The sequence below is a fragment of the Candidatus Seongchinamella marina genome, from assembly GCF_026262685.1.
GTDB lineage: Bacteria > Pseudomonadota > Gammaproteobacteria > Pseudomonadales > Halieaceae > Halioglobus > Halioglobus marinus.
Map to the genome: position 1 here is coordinate 559304 of NZ_SHNP01000002.1, position 21034 is coordinate 580337.

General features: G+C 52.6%; 21 protein-coding genes and 3 tRNA genes. 10 read left to right on the forward strand and 14 right to left on the reverse strand.

Annotated features, from left to right (window positions below; all coding sequences use genetic code 11):
- Nucleotides 1-6 precede the first annotated feature (6 nt).
- Genes tusD through trmA form a run of 6 tightly spaced genes read left to right on the forward strand, consistent with a single transcriptional unit; the run spans nucleotide 7 to nucleotide 3532 of the window.
- On the forward strand, nucleotides 7-399 hold the full coding sequence (tusD, locus tag EYC87_RS07475; RefSeq protein ID WP_279252327.1) for a sulfurtransferase complex subunit TusD: 393 nt from the start codon (nucleotides 7-9) through the stop codon (nucleotides 397-399).
- A gap of 1 nt (nucleotide 400) precedes the next feature.
- Nucleotides 401-772: a sulfurtransferase complex subunit TusC gene (tusC, locus tag EYC87_RS07480; RefSeq protein ID WP_007227977.1), complete on the forward strand. Its 372-nt coding sequence runs from the start codon at nucleotides 401-403 to the stop codon at nucleotides 770-772.
- 2 nt (nucleotides 773-774) lie between these two features.
- Entirely contained in the window at nucleotides 775-1065 is a 291-nt protein-coding gene (tusB, locus tag EYC87_RS07485; RefSeq protein WP_279252328.1) for a sulfurtransferase complex subunit TusB, read from the forward strand.
- A gap of 3 nt (nucleotides 1066-1068) precedes the next feature.
- Complete coding sequence (locus EYC87_RS07490) at nucleotides 1069-1386, forward strand: TusE/DsrC/DsvC family sulfur relay protein (protein ID WP_007227926.1); 318 nt, start codon at nucleotides 1069-1071, stop codon at nucleotides 1384-1386.
- A gap of 14 nt (nucleotides 1387-1400) precedes the next feature.
- Nucleotides 1401-2417: a glycosyl transferase family protein gene (locus EYC87_RS07495; RefSeq protein WP_279252329.1), complete on the forward strand. Its 1017-nt coding sequence runs from the start codon at nucleotides 1401-1403 to the stop codon at nucleotides 2415-2417.
- Nucleotides 2417-3532, forward strand: coding sequence for a tRNA (uridine(54)-C5)-methyltransferase TrmA (gene trmA / locus EYC87_RS07500; protein WP_279252330.1), 1116 nt, complete (start codon nucleotides 2417-2419; stop codon nucleotides 3530-3532). Before EYC87_RS07495 ends, trmA begins: the two co-directional genes overlap by 1 nt.
- Before the next feature lies 1 nt (nucleotide 3533).
- Here the strand turns inward: trmA and EYC87_RS07505 are convergent, their stop codons facing one another.
- Both EYC87_RS07505 and EYC87_RS07510 read right to left on the reverse strand, forming a co-directional pair.
- A complete protein-coding gene (locus EYC87_RS07505) occupies nucleotides 3534-4427 on the reverse strand; it encodes a hypothetical protein (protein WP_279252331.1) in 894 nt (297 codons plus the stop codon).
- Between the two features lie 3 nt (nucleotides 4428-4430).
- Nucleotides 4431-5036 (reverse strand): dUTP diphosphatase, encoded by a 606-nt coding sequence (locus EYC87_RS07510; protein WP_423243967.1) that lies wholly within the window; start codon nucleotides 5034-5036, stop codon nucleotides 4431-4433.
- A 923-nt stretch (nucleotides 5037-5959) separates the two neighbouring features.
- Here EYC87_RS07510 and EYC87_RS07515 point away from each other — a divergent pair.
- Entirely contained in the window at nucleotides 5960-6781 is an 822-nt protein-coding gene (locus EYC87_RS07515; protein WP_279252333.1) for a hypothetical protein, read from the forward strand.
- A gap of 89 nt (nucleotides 6782-6870) precedes the next feature.
- Here the strand turns inward: EYC87_RS07515 and EYC87_RS07520 are convergent.
- Nucleotides 6871-6957: transfer RNA gene (locus tag EYC87_RS07520), tRNA-Leu, on the reverse strand.
- Between the two features lie 143 nt (nucleotides 6958-7100).
- Here EYC87_RS07520 and EYC87_RS07525 point away from each other — a divergent pair.
- Nucleotides 7101-10295, forward strand: coding sequence for an AsmA family protein (locus EYC87_RS07525; RefSeq protein WP_279252334.1), 3195 nt, complete (start codon nucleotides 7101-7103; stop codon nucleotides 10293-10295).
- A 66-nt stretch (nucleotides 10296-10361) separates the two neighbouring features.
- Nucleotides 10362-11714: a sodium-dependent transporter gene (locus EYC87_RS07530; protein WP_279252335.1), complete on the forward strand. Its 1353-nt coding sequence runs from the start codon at nucleotides 10362-10364 to the stop codon at nucleotides 11712-11714.
- 3 nt (nucleotides 11715-11717) lie between these two features.
- Here the strand turns inward: EYC87_RS07530 and EYC87_RS07535 are convergent, their stop codons facing one another.
- From EYC87_RS07535 to EYC87_RS07545, 3 genes are all read right to left on the reverse strand, one after another.
- Nucleotides 11718-12176: an LEA/WHy family protein gene (locus EYC87_RS07535; RefSeq protein WP_279252336.1), complete on the reverse strand. Its 459-nt coding sequence runs from the start codon at nucleotides 12174-12176 to the stop codon at nucleotides 11718-11720.
- Between the two features lie 239 nt (nucleotides 12177-12415).
- Nucleotides 12416-13402, reverse strand: a complete 987-nt coding sequence (locus tag EYC87_RS07540; RefSeq protein ID WP_279252337.1) for a MerR family transcriptional regulator — start codon at nucleotides 13400-13402, stop codon at nucleotides 12416-12418.
- Between the two features lie 210 nt (nucleotides 13403-13612).
- A complete protein-coding gene (locus EYC87_RS07545; RefSeq protein WP_279252338.1) occupies nucleotides 13613-14503 on the reverse strand; it encodes a TIGR01777 family oxidoreductase in 891 nt (296 codons plus the stop codon).
- An 89-nt stretch (nucleotides 14504-14592) separates the two neighbouring features.
- On the opposite strand from EYC87_RS07545, the gene EYC87_RS07550 reads away from it, so the two are divergent.
- Entirely contained in the window at nucleotides 14593-15432 is an 840-nt protein-coding gene (locus EYC87_RS07550) for an NAD-dependent protein deacetylase (RefSeq protein WP_279252339.1), read from the forward strand.
- Here EYC87_RS07550 and EYC87_RS07555 read toward each other — a convergent pair.
- The 8 genes from EYC87_RS07555 to kdsB all read right to left on the reverse strand — a co-directional run bounded on the left by EYC87_RS07555 (nucleotide 15419) and on the right by kdsB (nucleotide 21026).
- Nucleotides 15419-15871, reverse strand: coding sequence for a pyridoxamine 5'-phosphate oxidase family protein (locus EYC87_RS07555; protein WP_279252340.1), 453 nt, complete (start codon nucleotides 15869-15871; stop codon nucleotides 15419-15421). The genes EYC87_RS07550 and EYC87_RS07555 overlap by 14 nt on opposite strands.
- Before the next feature lie 192 nt (nucleotides 15872-16063).
- Nucleotides 16064-16137 (reverse strand) — tRNA-Cys (locus EYC87_RS07560).
- Nucleotides 16138-16172: 35 nt separating this feature from the next.
- Nucleotides 16173-16248: transfer RNA gene (locus EYC87_RS07565), tRNA-Gly, on the reverse strand.
- A 105-nt stretch (nucleotides 16249-16353) separates the two neighbouring features.
- Nucleotides 16354-16920, reverse strand: a complete 567-nt coding sequence (gene pgsA, locus EYC87_RS07570) for a CDP-diacylglycerol--glycerol-3-phosphate 3-phosphatidyltransferase (protein WP_040540254.1) — start codon at nucleotides 16918-16920, stop codon at nucleotides 16354-16356.
- A 10-nt stretch (nucleotides 16921-16930) separates the two neighbouring features.
- Nucleotides 16931-18769, reverse strand: coding sequence for an excinuclease ABC subunit UvrC (uvrC, locus tag EYC87_RS07575; protein WP_279252341.1), 1839 nt, complete (start codon nucleotides 18767-18769; stop codon nucleotides 16931-16933).
- Nucleotides 18766-19794, reverse strand: a complete 1029-nt coding sequence (gene murB, locus EYC87_RS07580; protein WP_279252342.1) for a UDP-N-acetylmuramate dehydrogenase — start codon at nucleotides 19792-19794, stop codon at nucleotides 18766-18768. Before murB ends, uvrC begins: the two co-directional genes overlap by 4 nt.
- Nucleotides 19775-20269, reverse strand: coding sequence for a low molecular weight protein-tyrosine-phosphatase (locus EYC87_RS07585; RefSeq protein WP_279252343.1), 495 nt, complete (start codon nucleotides 20267-20269; stop codon nucleotides 19775-19777). Before EYC87_RS07585 ends, murB begins: the two co-directional genes overlap by 20 nt.
- On the reverse strand, nucleotides 20262-21026 hold the full coding sequence (gene kdsB / locus EYC87_RS07590) for a 3-deoxy-manno-octulosonate cytidylyltransferase (protein WP_279252344.1): 765 nt from the start codon (nucleotides 21024-21026) through the stop codon (nucleotides 20262-20264). The genes EYC87_RS07585 and kdsB overlap by 8 nt, the downstream gene beginning before the upstream one ends.
- Nucleotides 21027-21034 lie beyond the last annotated feature (8 nt).

Genomic DNA, 21034 nt, shown 5'->3' on the forward strand with positions numbered 1-21034 from the left:
TCAATCATGAACTACACCCTATTGGTTCTGTCCTCCCCCACCTCTGGCCACAGCGCGCAAACGGCTGCGAAATTTGCGCATAGCGTTATCGTCAGGGGGCATAGCATCGAGCGTATATTTTTCCTCGACGAGGGCACCACCAATGGCTCCCAAGCGGCGGTATTTCCGCAGGACGAAGCAGACAAACTGCAGCCGTGGACACTGCTCGCCGACGAGCATGGCGTCGAGTTGGTGCTGTGCATTGCCTCCGCACTGAAGCACGGCATGTTGGATGAAAACGAGGCTGATCGCTACGCAAGAGCCGGCGCCACCGTGCACCCCGCTTTCATCATTTCAGGGCTGGGCCAGCTGATAGATGCAGTGTCTAACTCTGATCGATTAATGACATTCGGTGATTGAAATGAGCGCAGCGGAGAAAAAGCGAAGTCTCGTCGTCATGCGACAATCGCCCTATGGCGGCAGCCTGGCACGTGCATCCGTCGACCTCGCTTTGGCAATGGGGGCTTTTGAACAAAACTATGATCTGCTATTTATGGGTGCCGGTGTCCTGCAACTCGTCACTGGCCAGGACAGTCAAAAAATTGGTGCCAAGAACATTGGCCGTATACTCACCTCCCTGCCGCTTTACGATATGGAATCGGTTTATGTCGATGCCGCGGCGCTTGACCGCTACGGCCTGAACGAGGCTGACCTCGTACTTCCTGTCTCTCTATTGGATGAAAGCGGGTTGCGCAGCTTTCTCAATGACGCTGATCACCTGGTAGGCTGCTAAACATGCTGCTGCACACTCTTAACGCTGGTTCGAGCACCGATAGTTTTCGGGATTGCTTACGCAGTTCACAAAGCGGCGATGCCATTGTGTTGCTGGGAGAAGGTGTTTATTGCGCATTGGCAAACAGCGCAGCGCGCCAGGCACTGGATGACTGCCCCGCTAGACTACTGGCGCTCGCCAGCGATGTTTTCGCCGCAGGTATTGCTGATAGCGTTGGCGATTTGGCTCTTATCGATATGGATGCTTTTGTCGCGCTCAGTGAATTTTATCCCCGCCAGCTGGCGTGGTATTAAGACATGCTGGATGCTATGGCTTTTGACAAAGAAGGCTTCCTGCGTGACCTTGACGATTGGACGCCCGAGGTGGCGGCGCAAATTGCCACCGGCGAAGGCATCCAGCTTACACCTGCACATTGGGAGGTTCTGAATCTTCTGAGGACCTACTATGCACAATACGATGCATCGCCCGCAATGCGTCCGCTAGTAAAGTACTGCACACTGAAGCTGGGTATTGAAAAAGGTAAAAGCATCTATTTACTAGGACTGTTTCCCGGCTCCCCCGCTAAAATCGGCAGCAAGATCGCGGGCCTTCCTAAACCTGACAATTGTTTGTAACCGAGACCCTGTCCGTGAGCCCAAAAGCATTCCAGACACCCTCTAGGGAGCACCCCTTCGCGACCTATGTGCGCATTCTGGGTAAAGGCAAAACCGGCAGTCGCTCTTTTAATCGCAAGGAGGCTGCCGATGCCTTCGGCATGATACTGCGAGATGAAGTTGACCCACTGCAACTCGGTGCATTTTTAATGCTGCTAAGGGTCAAGGAAGAAACCGGTGAAGAGCTGGCTGGTTTTGTCGATGCCTGCAGAACAGCGATGATACAGCCGCTACCAAGGTTGAGCGCGGACCTGGATTGGTCAAGCTACGCGGGGAAAAAGCATCAACACCCTTGGTACCTGCTGTCGATGTTATTACTTTCGCAGGCCGGCTATAAAGTCTTTGTTCATGGCGGCGACGGCCACACAGTCGGCCGACTTTATACAGAACAAGCAATGCACGAATTAGGCCTTCCTGTTGCCGCCGACTGGCAAGAGGTTTCAGCACAGCTAGAGCAGTACAGTTTGAGCTATCTTCCGTTACGGGCTTTTTGCCCGAAACTACACGACCTAATACAGTTACGCCCGCTTCTTGGCCTGCGTTCGCCGGTCAATACGCTGGTTCGAATGCTAAACCCCCTGCGAGCAACGGCGAGCATCCAGAGTGTTTTCCATCCTGCCTATGCGGCACTTCATCAGCAAGCCGACATTGCCTTGGGTCAACCGCACTCCCTGGTTTTCAAAGGCGATAGTGGCGAGATAGAAATTAAGCCACAGGCCGATACGAAACTTCAGATCCTCCAGGGCAACGTCTGCAGTGAACTTGTTATGTCGCGCAGTGTTCAGCGCAAAGTCGCCGCAGTTAGCGCACCCGACACCAAGCCCCTGCGCAAGCTGTGGCATGACCGGGAGCCAGATTCCTTTGGTCTTGACGCAGTGCTTGCTACCGCCAGCGCAGCTTTACTGGTTTTAGAGCCCCAGTGGAATCTAGAGCAATGTCAGCAGTACAGCCAGAGGCTGTGGCAAGAGCGAGATCAAGGGAGGCTGAACTAATGCCCTTATCAAGGGTAATACCAGAGCAATATGAGGAGCTGCTGGCAGCAAAAGTGGAGCGAGTCAGCCGTCTTCTTGACCCCTATGCTGTGCCTGAGCCCTCCATTTTCCGTTCTGCGTTGACCGGATTTCGCATGCGAGCGGAGTTCCGCATGTGGCACCAGGGTGATGCACTAGACTATGTGATGTTTCGCCGCGACGATCCAAAAACGCCGGTCCCCATCAAAGCCTTCCCCATCGCATGCGATTCGATACGGCAGCTCATGCCTGCCCTGCTAGACGTTATTAAGGGCAATCAGGAGTTACGCCGAAAACTGTTTCAAGTGGAATTTCTTTCGACGCTGGCAGGAGAGTCACTCATTACCCTGGTCTACCACCGAAAACTTGAGCCTTCCTGGGAAGCCGAGGCGCAAAAACTTCGTGATGATTTGAGTACGCTGTGCCCCGAGCTTTCCCTGATTGGTCGAAGTCGCAAACAAAAAATTATACTGGGACAGGAATGGGTCTGTGAAACGTTGGACATAGAAGGCCAGAGCTTTCGCTATCAGCAATACGAACAAGCTTTCACCCAGCCCAACGCTCGCGTCAATATCAAAATGATTGCCTGGGCTTGCGAGCAGGCTCTCAATCTAAGCGGAGACTTACTGGAACTTTACTGTGGCAACGGCAACTTCACACTGCCTTTGGCGCTGCGTTTTGATAACGTTATTGCTACTGAACTTGCCAAAGTTTCGGTGCGCGCCGCCAGGAACAACCTGGACATGAACGCGGTAAGAAACACTCAAATCATTCGTCTGGCGGCAGAAGAAGTAACCCAGGCTATGAATCAGGTACGAGAATTTCGGCGATTGCAGGATCTTTCCAAACCGCTGCACGAGTACGACTTACGAACGGTGTTTGTCGACCCGCCGAGGGCTGGACTTGATGATCAAACGGTAGAAATGGTGAGCCATTTTGAAACAATTATCTATATTTCCTGCAACCCGGAAACGCTTGCGAGCAATCTCGCAGTATTGTGCAATACACACACGGTAGAAATGTTTGCTCTGTTCGACCAGTTCCCCTACACCGATCACATGGAGTGCGGTGTGTTACTGAAGCAAAAAGAGCCCTGATTTAGCAGCGAATCCCCAGTGCCAATAGACCACGACCCAGAACTTCGTCCAGACTGTCGACATCGCTGGCGTTCACTTCAAGAGAGCACAAGCCCAGGTCTCGATATACCTCGCGCTTGTTTAAACGCTCCCGCAGATCACTGGCTGAAGTCTCCTCCTCCCAGCAATCGATATAGACACTGCCTGCCGGCAGATAGAAATCCGCATAAACTAATTCTTCGGTAGGCAAAGCTCGTCGGTAAGCATGCACCAGTTGGGCGAGATACAACCAGTTACATACTCGCATCTGTAAAGGGGTTCTCAGCAGGTGTCCGTCAATGCCATCACAGTTTAATTTTGTCTCTGCGCTGGCGAATAGATCAGGTTCGGCGCTGGAGTCACCCGGTTCCAGGGTCGGCATCTGGTCAGACTGGCGAGTGAGCTCCCTATGCACCACAGGATGATCAATAACTTCATGTGGCCAGGTCACGTAAAATGCACCTGATGCCTCGCTTTCTTCTTGTTGACCGCCCATCGACCGCCCGAGATCGGTCAACTCCCATCCGAGAATGCTGTGATGCTGCAGGCCTATCTCCGCGAGCGCCCTGTTGATCTGCCGCGCATGCAGCCGCGAATAATAGCGACGCATAGAAGCAGCAGTAATGCGCTTGTTAGACTCAATAGCAGCTAATAAGGGGTGACGATCGAGGGTTTGGGGCCAAACGATATAGCGCCCAAAGCGGCGGCTGTTTTGGTAGGAACCGCCCTCAAACTCTCCTTTGGGCAACAATACCCAAGTCTCCTCAGAACGTTGAATCCAGCCATAGTCGCGCAAAGTGGCGAACAATTGCTGAACCGGTATATCCAGCTTTCGTGCCAGCGCGGTGGTAGACAGTTTGCCGTCGTCCTGAGACATAGATTAACCCAGAGCCATTTCCCGGTAGCGTTTTTCAAGCGCAGCATACACATGCTCTGCAAACTGATCATCCTGGGCATCAAGAGACTCCAGCAATTCCACCAGATGCTCGTTATCCTCTCTGCCGTCCCAATTTTTAATGTAGGTGCCCGCCTTATAGCCGTGATCCTGGCGGAAGAAATTGAGCACATTTTTACCCACGTAAGACCGGTAAAGGCCGTCAAAATCTAAACCCGATGCCAACATGAGATCCCAGAACAAACTGGGGGAAAAGCCTTTGGTCCCCAAACAATGCAGCGCGAGTGCCTCGGTGGCTTCCCGAACACCCAAGCCTGATGGCTCATGCGCCTGCAGCTCAGCATGTATATCATCGGCAATGTGCTCGATGGATTTACCAGCTACAAACAGTGCCGACATTCCAAAGTGCCAAATGTCGACTGCTTCCAGGCGCACCTGCTCAAGGTCCGGTTCCTGCTTCTTCCACCATTTGAAACCATAGTGATCAATGAGCTCTCCACACTCTATCCAGGCAGCCCGATACCACTCGAACCCCTGGCTCACCCAGTTCTCATGGACGCGAGTGTTCATTTTGTCCTGCATGGTCAACATGTTGATAAGAGCTTGTTTCAAAGCGTGCCTCGCTCGATGAATGGATCGCAAAGAGTCCAAAGCATAGCAGCGCTGCAGCACAAAAAGAAGGCAAGGTACATCGATGTGGTGCTTATAAAGGGACTCGAGCAAGCATATATTCATATGCAGAACTCTCGACGATACCCGCTTATCGCAAACCACCACCGTCGATGCGACAGCGGCACCTCGACTTCGGCGGCGCCAAAGCGTGCCATAGCAAACCCCGCAATTGGCTCTGAACTCTTCGTCAACCGGAAGTAAGGCAACAGTATTCCGCATTTCTGGCTATAGAATTCTAGTGTTACACTGGCGCTGCGCAGCTTATGTCATGCGCAATAGCTGGCATGGAAAGCACTTATCGATACATCAGGAGTAGGAAAGTGTACCGCAATGACTCACGCATAGTGCCACTAGCCGCGGCATGCGTCGCTTTATTTGTTTTTAGTTTTTTTTTAAGGTGGCAATATCTTGCCGGCGCTGAAGAGGCCATCGATATACGTGCGGATTCCGTAAAATATTTCACAGCAGCTTATAACAATTTCAAGTTTGGGGCCCATTCTCTCGATCCGCCTAACGGCACTCGTGCACCGTCGACCCGTACCGATTTGGCGCCCGGCTACCCCATTTTTCTATCTCTATTTTTTTCCGACCCACCGGACTCGCGAAAAATAAAACCCAGGGTCCAATTGGCTCAGGCAATATTGGGCTCGCTAACTTGCGTGTCGGCTTTGTTACTAGCCTATGCTTTTGTGCCTCTCGGGTGGGCTTTCTTTGCAGCATTCCTGGTTGCGATTTCCCCTCACCATATAGCCTTATCGGAAGTTATTCTCACGGAGACTTTGTATACCTCTATGCTGATGACAGGTCTTGCTACTTCGATTTACGGCTGGCGCCGATCGAGCATGACAATGTCGTTCCTGGGCATGCTGATACTGTGCTTCTCTGGGCACGTGCGCACGATTGGCTTTGTCGTGCCGCTTGCGCTCGCACCCATTCTCTTGCTATCGCCAGGCGGGATTGAACCACGAGGTATGAAAGCCAGAATATCGGTAGGTGGAGCAGCCTGCGTAGGCGCGCTCGCCGTCTACGTCACTTTTCAATGGTTCGCCGCGACCGCTATGGATGTCGCTGGGAAAAATGACGCGCTGCAGCGTGACTACACCAATCTAAAAACGCCTCTGGAGTACCTTAGCAACAGTGCCAAACCGCCAAATTTTTACGTAGCAGGGCACACTCATGTCATTGTCGATAACAAAGATCCCGATTCACGATTCAGAACTGAGAGAAGTTTTTCAGAAATTACCGAGAAGTATCTAAGCTGGAATTGCTGCGCTCGCTGGCTTTATGCCTGGCATTTCGATAATACATACAATGGGGGTGCAGAGATTTACCCCATGCGGGCTTCGACCTTCGACTCGAGTGAACTGCTAGGCAGCCTGCGTACTTTGATGAGATGGCTCCACTGGCCATTATATGCTTTGGCTATCTTTTCCGGTGTTTTCGCAATAATCGCATTCCTACAGCGGAAAAAATCCGGGCTGTATGCTCATATTTTCCCGATCGCAGTGGTGTGGTTCTCCTTCATCGCGGGTTTGAGTATTGTGCACTGGTTGCCTCGTTATTCGATCCCGGTGTACCCGATATCTTACATACTTGCCACGACCTCTCTTTACACCGTTACAAAATATATTAAGCAGGCGCGCGGGTCTGTAACGATGAGTTAAAGCAGATAGATTAGATACGGGGCCTAAGACGCATTCAGTCCAGTCCCGCTATAATTGAGGCAGGCATTAGGGTTTGCCTGCAAGCAACATGGTGCCCGGAGCGGGACTTGAACCCGCACAGCTGTGAAGCCGGGAGATTTTAAGTCTCCTGTGTCTACCAATTCCACCATCCGGGCTACAAAGGGGCTAAAAGGCTCCCCTGGAAGGCGGCGGCATCATAGCATATTCACCCCGGTGCAAGGCAAATTCGCATTAGGTTTTGCGAAAAATCCACCGTGTTACAATTTGCGGTATTCGTCCCCCCGGAATCCGACACTACATGCGCACAGTGATAACCGCTATCAGCCTGTTGCTTGTGATGTTGCTGGTGCCTTTAGGACTGATGAGTTACGAGCGCGCCCTATTGTTTGTGTCTCACTGGTCGGTAAATACCTTTACTGACTTGCGTCTCGAGCTTAGCAGGCCCGTAATAAAACCCTTTAGCGGACTGGCCTCTGCCAGCGAGATTCATCTCTACCCTAAAACTGGTGCCGGCCCACCATTCCTGAGCGTCCTCAACTTCAAAGGGGACGTCAACGTCATGGACATCTACCGAGGAACTTTGGCGGAAAGTACGCTGACGGCCTCTCAAGTCACCATTTATATATCGTCCAATGATTCCAGTAAGCCTTCGCCAGTGAAGTCTCTGAAACACCTGCGCTGGCTGCCTGAGGAATTAGAGATCGGACGTTTACACTTTATTACCGCCGCTGAAGAAACCCTGATATTTCCCCTGCAGTACATCGTCGGTAAAAGACTAGACCGAACTCGCTTTCTGGCGACGGCAACCGCCGAGTACGAGGGTGAACCACTGGCAGTCCAAGTCGATATTGCCGCCGCTTTTGAAGAGCAACAATCGGCAGGTCTCATACTGAATGCCGCATTCACCGCACCTGAGAGTGGCAGTTCAGTTGTTCTGCAAGGCGAGCTTCAAGGTACAGTCGATGAATTCAATTATGACTTCAGCCTTGATGCCGACTACCACGACGTTTCGCAGTTCATGCGCGGGTTCAATACCCCTAGACCGCTGGAAGGGAGCCTTACAGTTCGCGCTCGAATGCGAGGTGATACACAAGGATTCGTCTTGTCAGATGCGTTATTTGTACTCGACAACATGCCCGAGTATGGGATAGAGGCCCACGGCCATATGAAGTACGACCTAGGCGGCAGCAAAGAAATACAGCTGACTGCCTCAGGCGAGCTCACTTCCCTGGAGGCTGCACTGGGCTGGCTTAGCATTGACCTAAGCCCGTTTGGTGGCGCTATGGGCAGCGCTACCATCTCCGGAACCCTGGAGAATCCCCTTGTGGAGCAGTTCATTTTACGCAGCGAGAACGATCAAGGCTTGACGGTTAATATTCAGGGGCGCCTGAATCCGCAATTGAGCAATGCTATCCAAAACAAGGTAACGATCGACATTTTCGGCCCGACTCTGACCGCCCTGTCGCCATGGACCGGGAAACTACCCCATGACCCGGGCGCTTTTAGTGCCAGTGGGGTACTACTCGGGTCATTCGCGGCGCTAAGATTGGAAAATTTTGTCGCCGAGGTCGGCACAGCTGAAACTGCGCTGCTGCGAATTACAGGCGACGCAAGTATTAGTAACGCACCCTCTTCAGTCGGTTTTTCAAAGATAGAAAACTCTCGATTGAAGTTGTCCCTGTTTACCTCCGACTCCAAACACCTCTCCGACTACAATCTGGCGGGGGTGCCTGAGGGCTTTGAAGTTGATGGCCAGGTGCTACTGCGGGGTAATGGAGACGAGCTAAATATCACCGGCGGCATCATTACCGCCAAATCAAGCGACATTAATGCAACATTGGAGCCACACGCTGGAGTAATTCGCCTGCAGGAGCAAGTTCCACTCTCTCTGCTTAAGGGCAAAGTGTCCGTCCAATTGAGCGATACCAGCGCCCTCTCCCAATATGTTGCGTTTCCCGTGCCGGTTTTTGGTGAAGTTAATAGTCGGGCTGTTCTGGTTCAGCAGGACGCCCGGATTAGTCTTGATGATATTTTGTTAACACTGAGTGACGATGGTGCTGAATTGCGCGCTTCGGGCAGCATTTTTGACCTGGGCGAATTTCGGGGAGTTCGTCTGCGAAATACATTTTCCGGGATTGATACCAAAGCCCTTTTCTTGACCGTGTTGCAAGATCTGACTTACGAGGGCGACCTGGGGCAACTGGAAGGTTCATTCGAGATAAGCAAGCCCACAGAAAGCTGGAACCTCAGCAAGTTGAACATACATAGCGCCCAGACAGACGGACCTTTTGAAACAAGTCTACTTGGCCATGTAGAGGATATCACCGGGCTGCCATCTGCGGACCTGACTCTTGACTACAAGCTTCGGGACCCCTCGTTCCTGCGGGCCATAACCGGGCTGGACATGAGCCCCAGCAGTGGCGTGCTGCAGCTGCAATCGAATAAAGGCAAGATAAGTGCCCGAGCGAGTACCCGTTTCGGCGAAACTCAACTGTCGGCTGTTGCTGCAATTGTGCTCAATGCTGATACTGTGCAAAGCCTGTCACTGCAGCTCGATAGCCCGGTCGTTCAGCTACAGGATATCGGCCTGCAAGCGACAACAAAACAAGAAAAAAAATACAAACCACTCGAGCAATTGAACGAGATAGACCACGCAGTTCGCTTGCAGAATGCCCTGCAGAACACACCAAACTATGACACGGACATCATGCTCAATTTCGGCGGCATCGAGGGCAATAACATCAATATAGAAAGCTTCGTTATGCACTTCACGGGCAACGAACGCCGCTACACCCTGCGCCAGCTTTCAGCGGCCTATGACCAGTCCAATACCGAGATACGGGGCATTATCGACCTCAACACCTCCCCACCCTATGTAAGCCTGGCAGGTGAAGCCCTTGCCATACCAGTAGAGCTTATTAGTAAAGACCTGGGAATCGACTTCGATATTAGCGGGATCGCGAACTTGCGCGGAGGCATCACCTCGCAAGGTAGCTCTTATCAAAGGCTTCTGGAAACACTGAATGGCAATCTTGCTGTTTCTTTAAAAAATGCGGTTGTTGAGGGAGCCGCCTACGATATTTTAGCCACCGATCTTCTCGCATGGTTTTACTCGGGTGCGGCATTGGAAGATTCAACGAAAATTGACTGCACTATGGCTCTATTTTTACTCAATGATGGTGTTGCCTCCACTGACAGTTTATACATTGAAACCAGCAAAATGGTCGCCACCGGCTCTGCGCTGCTTAATCTGGCTGACCAATCGCTGGATGTAAGATTTACGCCGCGCTCCAAAACCCGCAAGCTACAGGTGCCCTCATCCATTAGGGTCAAAGGCAACTTCGAAAAGCCCAAGGTGACTATTTCTCCAGTGGCGGCGGCCGCAGATGCCTATGCTGAAATACTGTCTCTGTTACCACAGTTAGTACGAAGAATATTCGGATCCGACAGGCGAAAACGCATCGAACGACCGTGTGATCCGACCCCGGCCTGAGTCGACTTGGCGCTACCCGACGCCGTGTTACACTCCGGCGCTAATAACAATCGATTAAGGTAAATCATGGCATCAGTACGTGGCGAATTCTCTTCCCGTTTTGGTTTTGTAATGGCGGCCGCTGGTTCGGCTGTCGGTCTTGGCAATATATGGGGATTCCCAACCCAGGCAGCCAGTAACGGTGGAGCCGCTTTCCTTCTGGTTTACCTGATCCTGGCATTCACGCTCGCCTATCCCGCCCTAATGGCGGAGCTGATCATAGGGCGCCATGCGCACGCCAATGCAGTCAGTGCACTGAGACTGATTTCCCCCACTAATTTGCTGCGAAGAATAGGGGTCACCACGGGTGTTGTTGGCTTTTTAGTGGCCAGCCTTATTCTTAGTTTTTACGCCATTGTAGCGGGCTGGATGATCGCTTTTTGTTTGTCCTCATTAGCAGGTCTTTTGGGTATGCAGGAGATGTCAGATTGGCTGACAACATTCTCAATCACTCGCAACATCGCATTCATGTTGCTATTCATGGTGCTGACGATCAGTATTATTTCCGCTGGAGTCCGCCAGGGCATCGAACGCTGGTCTGAGCGATTGATGCCGGCCTTACTCATCACTCTGGCATTGTTGGTAGCCTATGTCCTTTCTCTGGATGGAGCGTCAGATGGACTAAAAATCTACCTGCTACCCGATTTTGAGAAAGCACTGTCTCCCAAGCTAATCATCGCCGCACTGGGAGCTGCGTTTTTTTCAATGTCCCTGGGAGTAGGCACCATGCTGGTTTACGGCTCTTACATCTCCGACAGTGAAAATCTCCCTGTGCTGGGAGGCCTGGTGACCCTGGTCGATATCTCCATCGCTGTTCTTGCGGGTTTTTTGGTTCTGCCTGCTATGTATGTAGCCCTGCACAACGGGGTTGAAATCTTTAACGAGGCCGGTGCGCTGATTTCTGAAGACACACTTATCTTTACCGTACTGCCAGAGCTTTTTAGAACCATGGGCATTACCGGCACAGTCGTGAGTTTCACTTTTTTCTTCCTGATGAGCATCGCTGCCCTCACCTCCTCTATTTCAATGCTGGAAGTGCCGGTGGCCTACACCATTGAAGAGCACGGCGTGAGGCGAAGTACCGCAGTCTGGGCAATTGGAGGATTGATTGCAGTTGCCAGCACCATCATTTTGCTGAACTTCAACACACTCTTTGGTTTTGTCGTTGCGCTCACGACACGCTACAGTCAGCCTCTGCTGGGCTTTATGCTTTGCTTGTTCGCAGGTTGGGTCATGCACCGCAATACCTTGCTGGAGGAATTAAGCAAAGGCAATCCTGAAGTGGCGCAGGGCCTTTTCTGGAAGATCTGGCCCTGGTATGTAAAGTTCTTTTGCCCGGTTATTATTCTGGCAATCTTTGCCCAGTCACTGCTCGGCTAGAGGTCAGTTCAACGTAAAGGACCCTGTTTCCTCAACCCGCTGCGTTGGCACAAAGCCATTAAAATCCACTTTCGCAGTAAAACGATAATCGAGACTGTCGCCGGCCACTTTACCGGCTCCAGTGAGCAGGCGCACCAGCTGGAACCACTGCAAGCCAGCATCGAGTGTTACCACCTCTTCAGAATACGCAGCTAATACCGGGACCTCATTAGTGACACCGCTTATTAACTCTTTGCCCTGAATCTCCACCCCATAACTGATCCCCGCAATGTCAAAACTCTGCCTATTTGGATTGACAATACGTAGCTTTATTTCGAAGCGTGGGACAGCACCCTCGGAAGGCAGAGGGCGAAAACTCTCAAGCGATATCTTTGGTGGATCGACTTCTGAAATCAGCGTCGCACAGCCCGAGAGTAGCAAAACGATGATGCCAAGAAAATGCCGGCGCACACCTACGTTCACTCCGAAACCTCTTGGAGAAAAAAGAACACGCCGTAAGCGAGACTACCTACAACAAAGACCGCCGCCACCCAGTCGCCCGTTTGCTGAAACATCCAGCCACTAAAGGCAAACATTACTGCCGTCCCAACTACTCCTACAAACTTCCCTGTTTTACTCAAGCCTTGGTCCCTCTGGTGAACCCGCACTGCGGGCTTGCCAGATCAATTCTATGCTCAACGAGGCCTATTGCAACCTTCCTGTCAGGCGCCTTTTAGACGCTTCTGGCCCACTTCATCCTCGTGGCTTTGTAGAGCCATGTCCAAAGCTTTTTCCATCAGCCACCGCGCCTGACTGGCGTAGGCGTAAATGCACGAGTGAACTGCCGCGTCTTTCCAGCTGTCAGCCGAACATTCCGCTGAGTAAGCCTCGAATTTGGCCAACTGAGTAATTAGGCCTGATAAGTGCTGCGGACATTCACAGGCGATGCTGGTTTCCATCGTCAAAGCCTCGGCTAAAACAGCCTCTGCGTGCAATCGCGGCCTGGCTGCCACTAAATCCGCAAGGCTGTTGATGCCGTCGCGTGTTGCTTTTTCCGCAGAGCTGCGAGTGATGTGAAATGCTAACTCCGCGCGGTCCGGTGGAAACGCCATGTTCGCAATGCCTTCAGCGCTCAGCTCGTTCAACCAGCTCTCGCTCATTCCTGACTGCAACACCAGCACGGACGTTGGGTTTACAACTTCTCGCACCTGGTTCAGCTTACTCATCTGCGCAGTGTTCATCCGCTCGCAGGCTACTACGAGCAGGTCCACGTCTTCGACGCCGGCGAAAATATCTAAGTCGACTGCCTCCAGTCTCGTAGAGGCCAGTTGGGCGCTCACCCCGGTCAGACAGCCCTGGTGATCACCTAACCATTCACAAATTGCCTCACCCACGAATACTACACTGGGCTTTTTGGCGACCTGTGTCCTCGACTTGTCGGTACAAGCTTCGACCAACCTCTCAAGCGTTTTTCTCTCGCTCGACGCGATCTCACCGATGCGCGAGCCAGAAGACAGTAATGCCGATACCAGCTGCAGGTGCTCAAGATCTGCCTGGGTATACTGTCGCCTTCCGGTTTCCGATTTCTGGCTTGCTCCCAGACTATAACGCCGCTCCCAGACACGCAGGGTGTCAGGCTTTAGACCAGTCAATCTGGCAACCGTGCCAATGCCGTACAGTGGTCTTGCTTGAAGTTGTTGCTCTGCCATTTTACTACACCAAATGAAGGTTTCAGTAATAGTACGCAGCCATTCAAAATATGGATGTTTCGTCAATCCCATTTTTCCCTGGGACCCGCGTTTCACTGCCGCTCGTGCTGCTCGGACGCGCCACCTATGGGCCCGCCGTGACCCCGCGCTCACTGGCCGCGCGAGCAGCCCTATCTGCTACGGCGGCCTAAGCCAGTGTGCAACGCAGTTTTAGGTGCTCACAATTTTAGCTAGAGCTTGATCCAAATCGGGGTACATGAATTCAAAACCAGCCGCTTGCAATCGGTCGGGGACCACGCGCTGCCCGTTAATCAACAGCTCTTGGGCCATCTCACCCAGCATTAGGCGCATCACTATCGCGGGCACCGGCAGGCTAATCCAGAGCTTGCACACCTGCCCCATAGCCTCACTAAAGCCCTTGCTCGTCACCGGTTCGGGGGCAGTGAGATTGTAGGCCCCTTCCAAAGCATCGTCTGCCAGCAAAAACAGCATCGCTGCAACAACGTCTGTGCGGTGAATCCAACTGAGCCATTGCCGACCGCTTCCGATCCAGTTGCCGACGCCAAGCTTGAACGGTGGTGCCATTTGCTGGAATGCACCGCCATCACTATCGAGAACAACACCGAGCCGGAGCAGACAAGTTCGAACACCTAATGTCGCCGCTTTCTCTGCAGCTGACTCCCACTCCTCGCACAAGTTTTGGGAAAAACCAGGAACTCTGCTCCCCTGCTCGTCGAGCCTTTCGTCCCCGTGATGACCGTAGTAACCAATCGCGCTGGCACTCAGTAACACCAATGGTCTCTGCTCCCGTGACTCGATCCAAAGGATCAGTTCTCCGGTAATATTCATCCGGCTATCGACAATTTCATTCTTGTAACGAGTATTCCATCTCTTGCCGGCAAGCGATGCCCCAGCAAGATTGATAACAGCGTCCACTTGCGTTTCTGCTGATAACTGCGTCAATGCACGAACATAGGTGGTGTCTGTGGTGTTCGATAATGTTTGTCGTGATAGGACAATGAGCTCATGGCCTGCTGCCCGCAATGCGGGCAGCAGCGCGTCGCCAATGAACCCCGTTCCGCCTGTGACCAGAATTTGCATCGAACGTTACTCCGTTTTTTATTATGTACGCTTAAACTCTCGCGTGGATCAGAGATCTGCTAACAAACCCTGGGACGTATACTTTTGATATGAACACAGAAGAATGCCCCACCAGCAGATTGGTCGAATTCCTACAGCTCCATCCCAAGCTGGTAGTCCTTTCCGGCGCAGGCATTAGCGTCGCTTCCGGCATCCCCGCCTATCGCGACGGTTTGGGGCAATGGCAGCATCGCAAGCCTATCCAGCACAACGATTTTGTTAATCATGCAGCAACCCGGCGACGCTATTGGGCGAGGTCAATGGCCGGCTGGCCAACGATTAACGATGCCCAACCCAATGCCGCACACAAGGCACTCACTGCATTAGAAGCCGACGGTCGCCTGGAGTTTTTAATTACGCAAAATGTAGACCGGTTGCATCAGCGCGCAGGTAGTCGCAGTGTACTGGATTTACATGGCAGACTGGATAGGGTGCGCTGTTTATCCTGCGAGGACCTCACGGAAAGACAGACAATGCAACAACGTTTGTTAACCCACAATTCAGCACAGGTGCTGTCTAGAGGGGACATGCGCCCCGACGGTGACAGTGAACTACCTGATACTGAGCTAGACGATTTCGACGTTCCACCCTGCATTCAGTGCGGCGGCAACCTGATGCCTGATGTCGTGTTCTTCGGAGCGAACATCCCTCGGGCTCGGGTTGAGTCCAGCATGACTGCCCTGGACCGAGCCGATGCTCTCCTGGTGATTGGCAGCTCGCTGCAGGTTTATTCAGGTTTCCGCTTCTGCAAGCACGCGCAAGCCACCGGCAAAGCGATAGCGATTATCAACCCTGGCGCAACCCGAGCCGACTCTATGGCGACACTAAAGCTGGATGAAGTGGCCGAAACGCTGCTCCCCAACATTGCTGCTGGCGTTACTCCTGCGTAGGTGATTCCATCCGGTTTCGATAGTCCCAGCTGAAAAAGCGTTGCGGTTCCACCTTTATGATGACCTCGTCATCCACCCGAGACAGCAGCCACTGCGCCAGTGAACTGTTGGTTTCTCCGAGGTATCGGTCAATCACCTGGTTGAGCACATCGCCGGCGCCCTCAGAGATCAGCGTAGCCATTCCCTGACCTCGCACGCCATGATACGGAGGTTCGTTCGGCGAAACTTCAAAACCAACGCGAGGCGATGCCGCAAGCAACTTAACCAGCGATGAATTGCGATGGGAAACGCTAAAGAAGGATCCTTCTTTATATAGAAACCAGACTGATACGACGCGCGGAAAGCCATCGGCAGCGGTACATGCGAGCCGAATCGGGAATCTACATTCTCCTAACCACTGTGCGACTTCATCCAAACCCCAGGGGCCACTTGCTGTCATCTACTGCCATCCTCTTGTAAAAACGTTGCTTTGCTCTGCTTTTAGCATAGCAAACATCCGCGGGCATTTTGGAACCTTTAAGCATAGAAAACTAGCACCAAAATGGCACCAACAGCCCAAAGCAAGCACCAGGACGCGCGACACAATGTGCGCTTGCTGCATGATTCGGTCTTTGGATACCTGTATCAAAAATGGAGGCTCGGGTCGGAATCGAACCGGCGTTGACGGATTTGCAATCCGCTGCATTACCACTCTGCCACCGAGCCATATCGACTGAGGACCAGTCTTGTTGAAGAGAATTTGGAGCGGGAAACCGGGTTCGAACCGGCGACCTCAACCTTGGCAAGGTTGCGCTCTACCAACTGAGCTATTCCCGCTTAAGGCGTACCCCGCAGGGCGGCGTACGTTCAAGAGGCGCCTATTGTATGCACCGAGAGCCAAGTGTCAACAGCAATTCCACAATAATCTCGCAAGCATCTGAATTAAAAAGAATTATCGCGTTCTTTCATCACCACCCAGGCCGCTTTCAGGTAGACGAACATAGACCACAGGGTCAATATCGCCGCCACATACAAAACCACGTAGCACAGTGCCAGCAGCCAGCTCTCATGAGTGGCAGGATCAATGGCCAAAAGACCCGTAATTGCAATCATTTGGAAAGCGGTTTTTACCTTGCCAACGTAGGACACGGCTACTGAGGTTCGCTCTCCAAGCTCTGCCATCCACTCCCGCAGAGCCGAGACCACGATCTCCCGACCAATGATGACGCAGGCCGCTAGAGTAAACAGCTGCGTATCGTGGCGTTCTACCAACAGCACCAGTGCGACCGCAACCATGAGCTTGTCAGCGACAGGGTCGAGAAATGCACCAAAAGCCGTCATCTGGCCTAATTTGCGGGCAAGATAACCGTCAACCCAGTCGGTCGCTGCGGCGAAACCGAAAATACCGGCCGCCACTAATAAATGATTTTTAAAGGGCATGTAGAACACAACGACCAGCACTGGGATAAGGCAGATACGGAGCAAAGTCAGCGTATTGGGTACATTGATCGTCAAAAACCTACTTCCTGTCTGCATTAGCACCCACGTCGTGTAAATGATCGTAAATTTGTGCCGCCATTGTGGCACTTATTCCAGAAATTTTCTTCAACTCTTCAACGCTCGCATTAACAACACCAGAGGCGCTGCCGAAGTGGCGCAGCAATTCCCTGCGCCGCTTGGCTCCAACCCCGGGAATATCTTCGAGCACTGATCGTTGCCGGACTTTATCCCGGCGTGCGCGATGCCCCGTAATCGCAAACCGGTGCGCCTCATCACGAATCTGCTGAATCAAATGCAGCGCGGGGCTGTCCCCCGGTAACTGCGACTCGCGCCCGGTGGACCCATCGATCAAGGTTTCGAACCCCGCTTTACGTGTTGCGCCTTTGGCGACCCCAATAACCAATACGTCACTGATCTGCAGATCTTCCAGCACCCCCATGGCCTGGGACACCTGACCTTTACCGCCATCAATAAAGAGTATATCGGGCTGGGTACCCTCTCCAGACTTGAGCCGCTTGTAACGCCGCTCGAGCGCCTGTTGCATGGCAGCGTAATCATCGCCTCCGGTGATACCTTCTATATTAAATTTTCGATAGTCGCTTTTACGGGCACCATTCTGGTCAAACACAACACAAGAGGCGACCGTGGCTTCGCCAGAGCTATGGCTAATGTCAAAGCACTCCATACGCTCTGGCACCTCTGACAATGACAGACACTCTTGCAGCGCCTGCAAGCGCGCCTGCACAGTTTGCTTGCCGGCAAGATGCGCTGCGAGGTTAGTTTCAGCCGTCTGCAGCGCCAAGCGAAGCCAGCGTGCTCGGGCGTCACGCACGCGACTGCGTAATTGCACCTTACGCTCTGCCTGCACCGAAAGCGCCTCCGCCAGCGCAGACACACTGTCTGGCTCTTCATTGACGATGATTTCACCCGGCACCGCCCGCGTCCCGTTAAGGTAATACTGTGGCACAAAAGCCGCTAGCACTTCGCCTGGCGACTCTTCCAGCTTCAAAGGCGGATAGTAGGTCTTACTGCCCAGCACTCTGGCACCGCGCACAAACAAAACCTGCACACATGCCCGCCCTGTGTCCACCGCTGCAGCGAGAATATCAAGGTCGCCCTTAACCCCCTCAATGCCCTGACTCGCCTGCACATGCTGCAGTTGAGCTAACTGATCACGCAGCACAGCCGCTGATTCAAATTCAAGTTTTGCAGCCGCCTGCTCCATATCATCGGCTAGCCTGACCATCAGTTGCTGAGATTTTCCACGCAGGAATAAGCTGGTGTTTTCTACCTGCTGGCCATAGTCATCCTCTGTCACTATGTCTACACACGGAGCAGTGCAGCGATCGATCTGATGCTGCAAACACGGCCTGGATCGATTGCGGAAATAACTATTTTCACACTGTCTTACTTTGAACACTTTTTGCAAAAAATGCAGCGACTCTCGCACCGCACCGGCACTGGGATAAGGACCGAAGTAATGCCCCTTCCCTTTTTGAGCACCCCTGTGCAAAGAAATACGCGGATATTTATCCGTTGAAATGTAAATGTACGGGAAGGACTTATCGTCCTTAAGTAAAATATTGTAGGGCGGCTGGTAGTTCTTGATCAGGTTGTGCTCAAGCAACAGCGCGTCTACTTCAGTGGAAGTGACGGTCACCTGAATATCATGAATTCTCGATACCAGCGCAAGGGTTTTATCGGTGAGTCCGCTGGCACGAAAGTAGCTACCTACCCGATTTTTGAGATTTTTCGCCTTGCCGACGTAGAGTAATTTTCCCGCTTCGTCATACATCTGGTAGACGCCGGGTCTAGAAGTCAGTGTGCTTATGAAGGCCTTGTTATCAAACTCGTTCACTGTGGCAAACCATATACGCGGGGCTCAATTTCCAGATTGATGTCAAAGCGCTCGCTTACAGAGGCGCTAATATCAGCGGCCAACTGCAAAAGCGCTTTACCGGAATCTCCTGCGTAGTTAACCAACACCAGAGCATGCCCAGGATGCACACCTACACCGTTCTGGCGATGTCCTTTCCAGCCTATCTGATCAATAAGCCAGGCCGCCGGAACCTTGACTCGATTATCCTGCTGGACAAACACCGGCATTGAACCGAACTCTCGCGACAATGCTTCCGCCTGCCTTTGTTCAATAACCGGATTTTTAAAAAAGCTGCCCGCATTGGGTTCTTCCGCGGGATCAGGCAAACGTCTGCGACGCACGTTAACTACAGCGCAATACACATCTCGCGGAGTCGGTTCACGTATGCCGCTGTCATCTAATTCCGTTTGCAAAGCCGGATAAGTCACCGCAGTTACAGGCTCACGGGAGAGGCACAGGTCTACCGCTGTGATAATGATTTTATCTCTCAATTCATGCTTGAACACGCTATCGCGATACCCAAAAGCACACTCTTGGCGCGTTAACACAAGATGCTCCCCAGTCTCTATATCCACCGCTTGCACCGCTCGAACAAAACGGTCAAGTTCAACGCCATAAGCGCCGATATTCTGAATCGGTGCCGCTCCAACAGTGCCGGGTATCAACGCCAGATTTTCCAGACCGTAAAGGCCCTGCCCCAGCGTTTTTTCTACCAGTGAATGCCAGTCTTGCCCCGCGCTCACCCGCAATGAAACTTCATGATCACTTTCGCCGAGTACCTTGAAGCCTGTGCCCTGTTGACGGACAACCAGTGCTTCAAGGTCATCGACGATTACGACATTACTGCCCTGCCCCAGCGGCAGAACCGCAAGCCCCTGAGCTCTGGACCAATCCAGCGCTTTACTGAGTTCCTGTTCAGTATCAACCAGCGCCAGCGCGGCAGCAGAAGCCTCAAGGGAAAGCGAGTTATATGGCCTCAGGGATTCAGCCGGAAGTATTTGCACCGCAAATCTCCTGCAGCAGTCCCTCGCTTGCGGCCTCGATCATATCCAACACATCTGTGAATCCCTCATCACCACCATAGTAAGGGTCGGGGACTTCCCGCACCGTCGCTGCCGTATCGAAAGGCAAGAATAGCCCGAGGAAGCCAGAGAACGTCACTGGGCACATCGCTTTTAAATCGGAAAGGTTCTTTTCATCCATTGCCAGAATATAATCAAATTCACCGAAGTCCCGAGGCTCAACCTGTCGCGCTCTTAGTTCACCAAGGTCATAGCCTCTCTTCGCCGCCTCTGTTACCGCACGAGGATCGGGTGCGTAGCCAATGTGCCAATCGCCCGTACCACAGGAGTCGATATGAATTGACTCCTGCAAGCCGCGCTCTTTAACGATGGATTCAAACACACCATGTGCGGTCGGCGACCGGCAGATATTGCCCAGACAAACGAACAAAACCTGAGTTGGATAGGGACTAGTCATTGCTATTCTCCATGAGTCTGCGCACTGCCTGTAGATCCTCAGCGGTATCGACACCACCGGGGACGGTTTCACTGGCAAGGTCTACATGAATACGCTCACCGTTATAAAGTGCGCGCAGTTGCTCTAACTGCTCCAACTGCTCCATGGGCGCCGATGCCCATGTTACGTAACGATGTAAAAACCCCACCCGATAGGCGTAGATACCTATATGGCGAAACCAGGATCCAGCGGGCATCGCTGCCTGGTTTAGCACAAAAGCCTCTCGCGGCCAGGGAATAACGGCACGGCTAAAATAAAGCGCCATACCCTGACTGTCGGTAACCACCTTAACGGCATTTGGGTTTGTCAGTTCGTTCAGGTCGGTAATCGGTTCACTCAGGGTCGCAATTGCAGCGGAAGGATTAGCACCCAGGTTAGTCGCCACTTGGCCAACCAGCGCGGGCGGAATCAATGGCTCATCCCCTTGCACATTCACAACAATTTGTTGGTCATTCCAACCTCGTTGGGCCGCCACTTCCTGAAGACGATCTGTGCCAGATGAATGGCTGGGATCAGTCATGCAAACCTGGGCACCAAAGCCCTGGGCAACCTCTTCTATACGTTTGTCGTCGGTTGCGATTACGACCTCGCTGGCGCCGGCGCCATGGGCTTGCTCCCAAACGCGCTGAATCATCGGTTTGCCGGCAATATCCAGCAGAGGCTTTCCCGGAAGACGACTGGAGCCGTAACGGGCGGGTATTACTACTGCGAAGGACATGCGCTTAC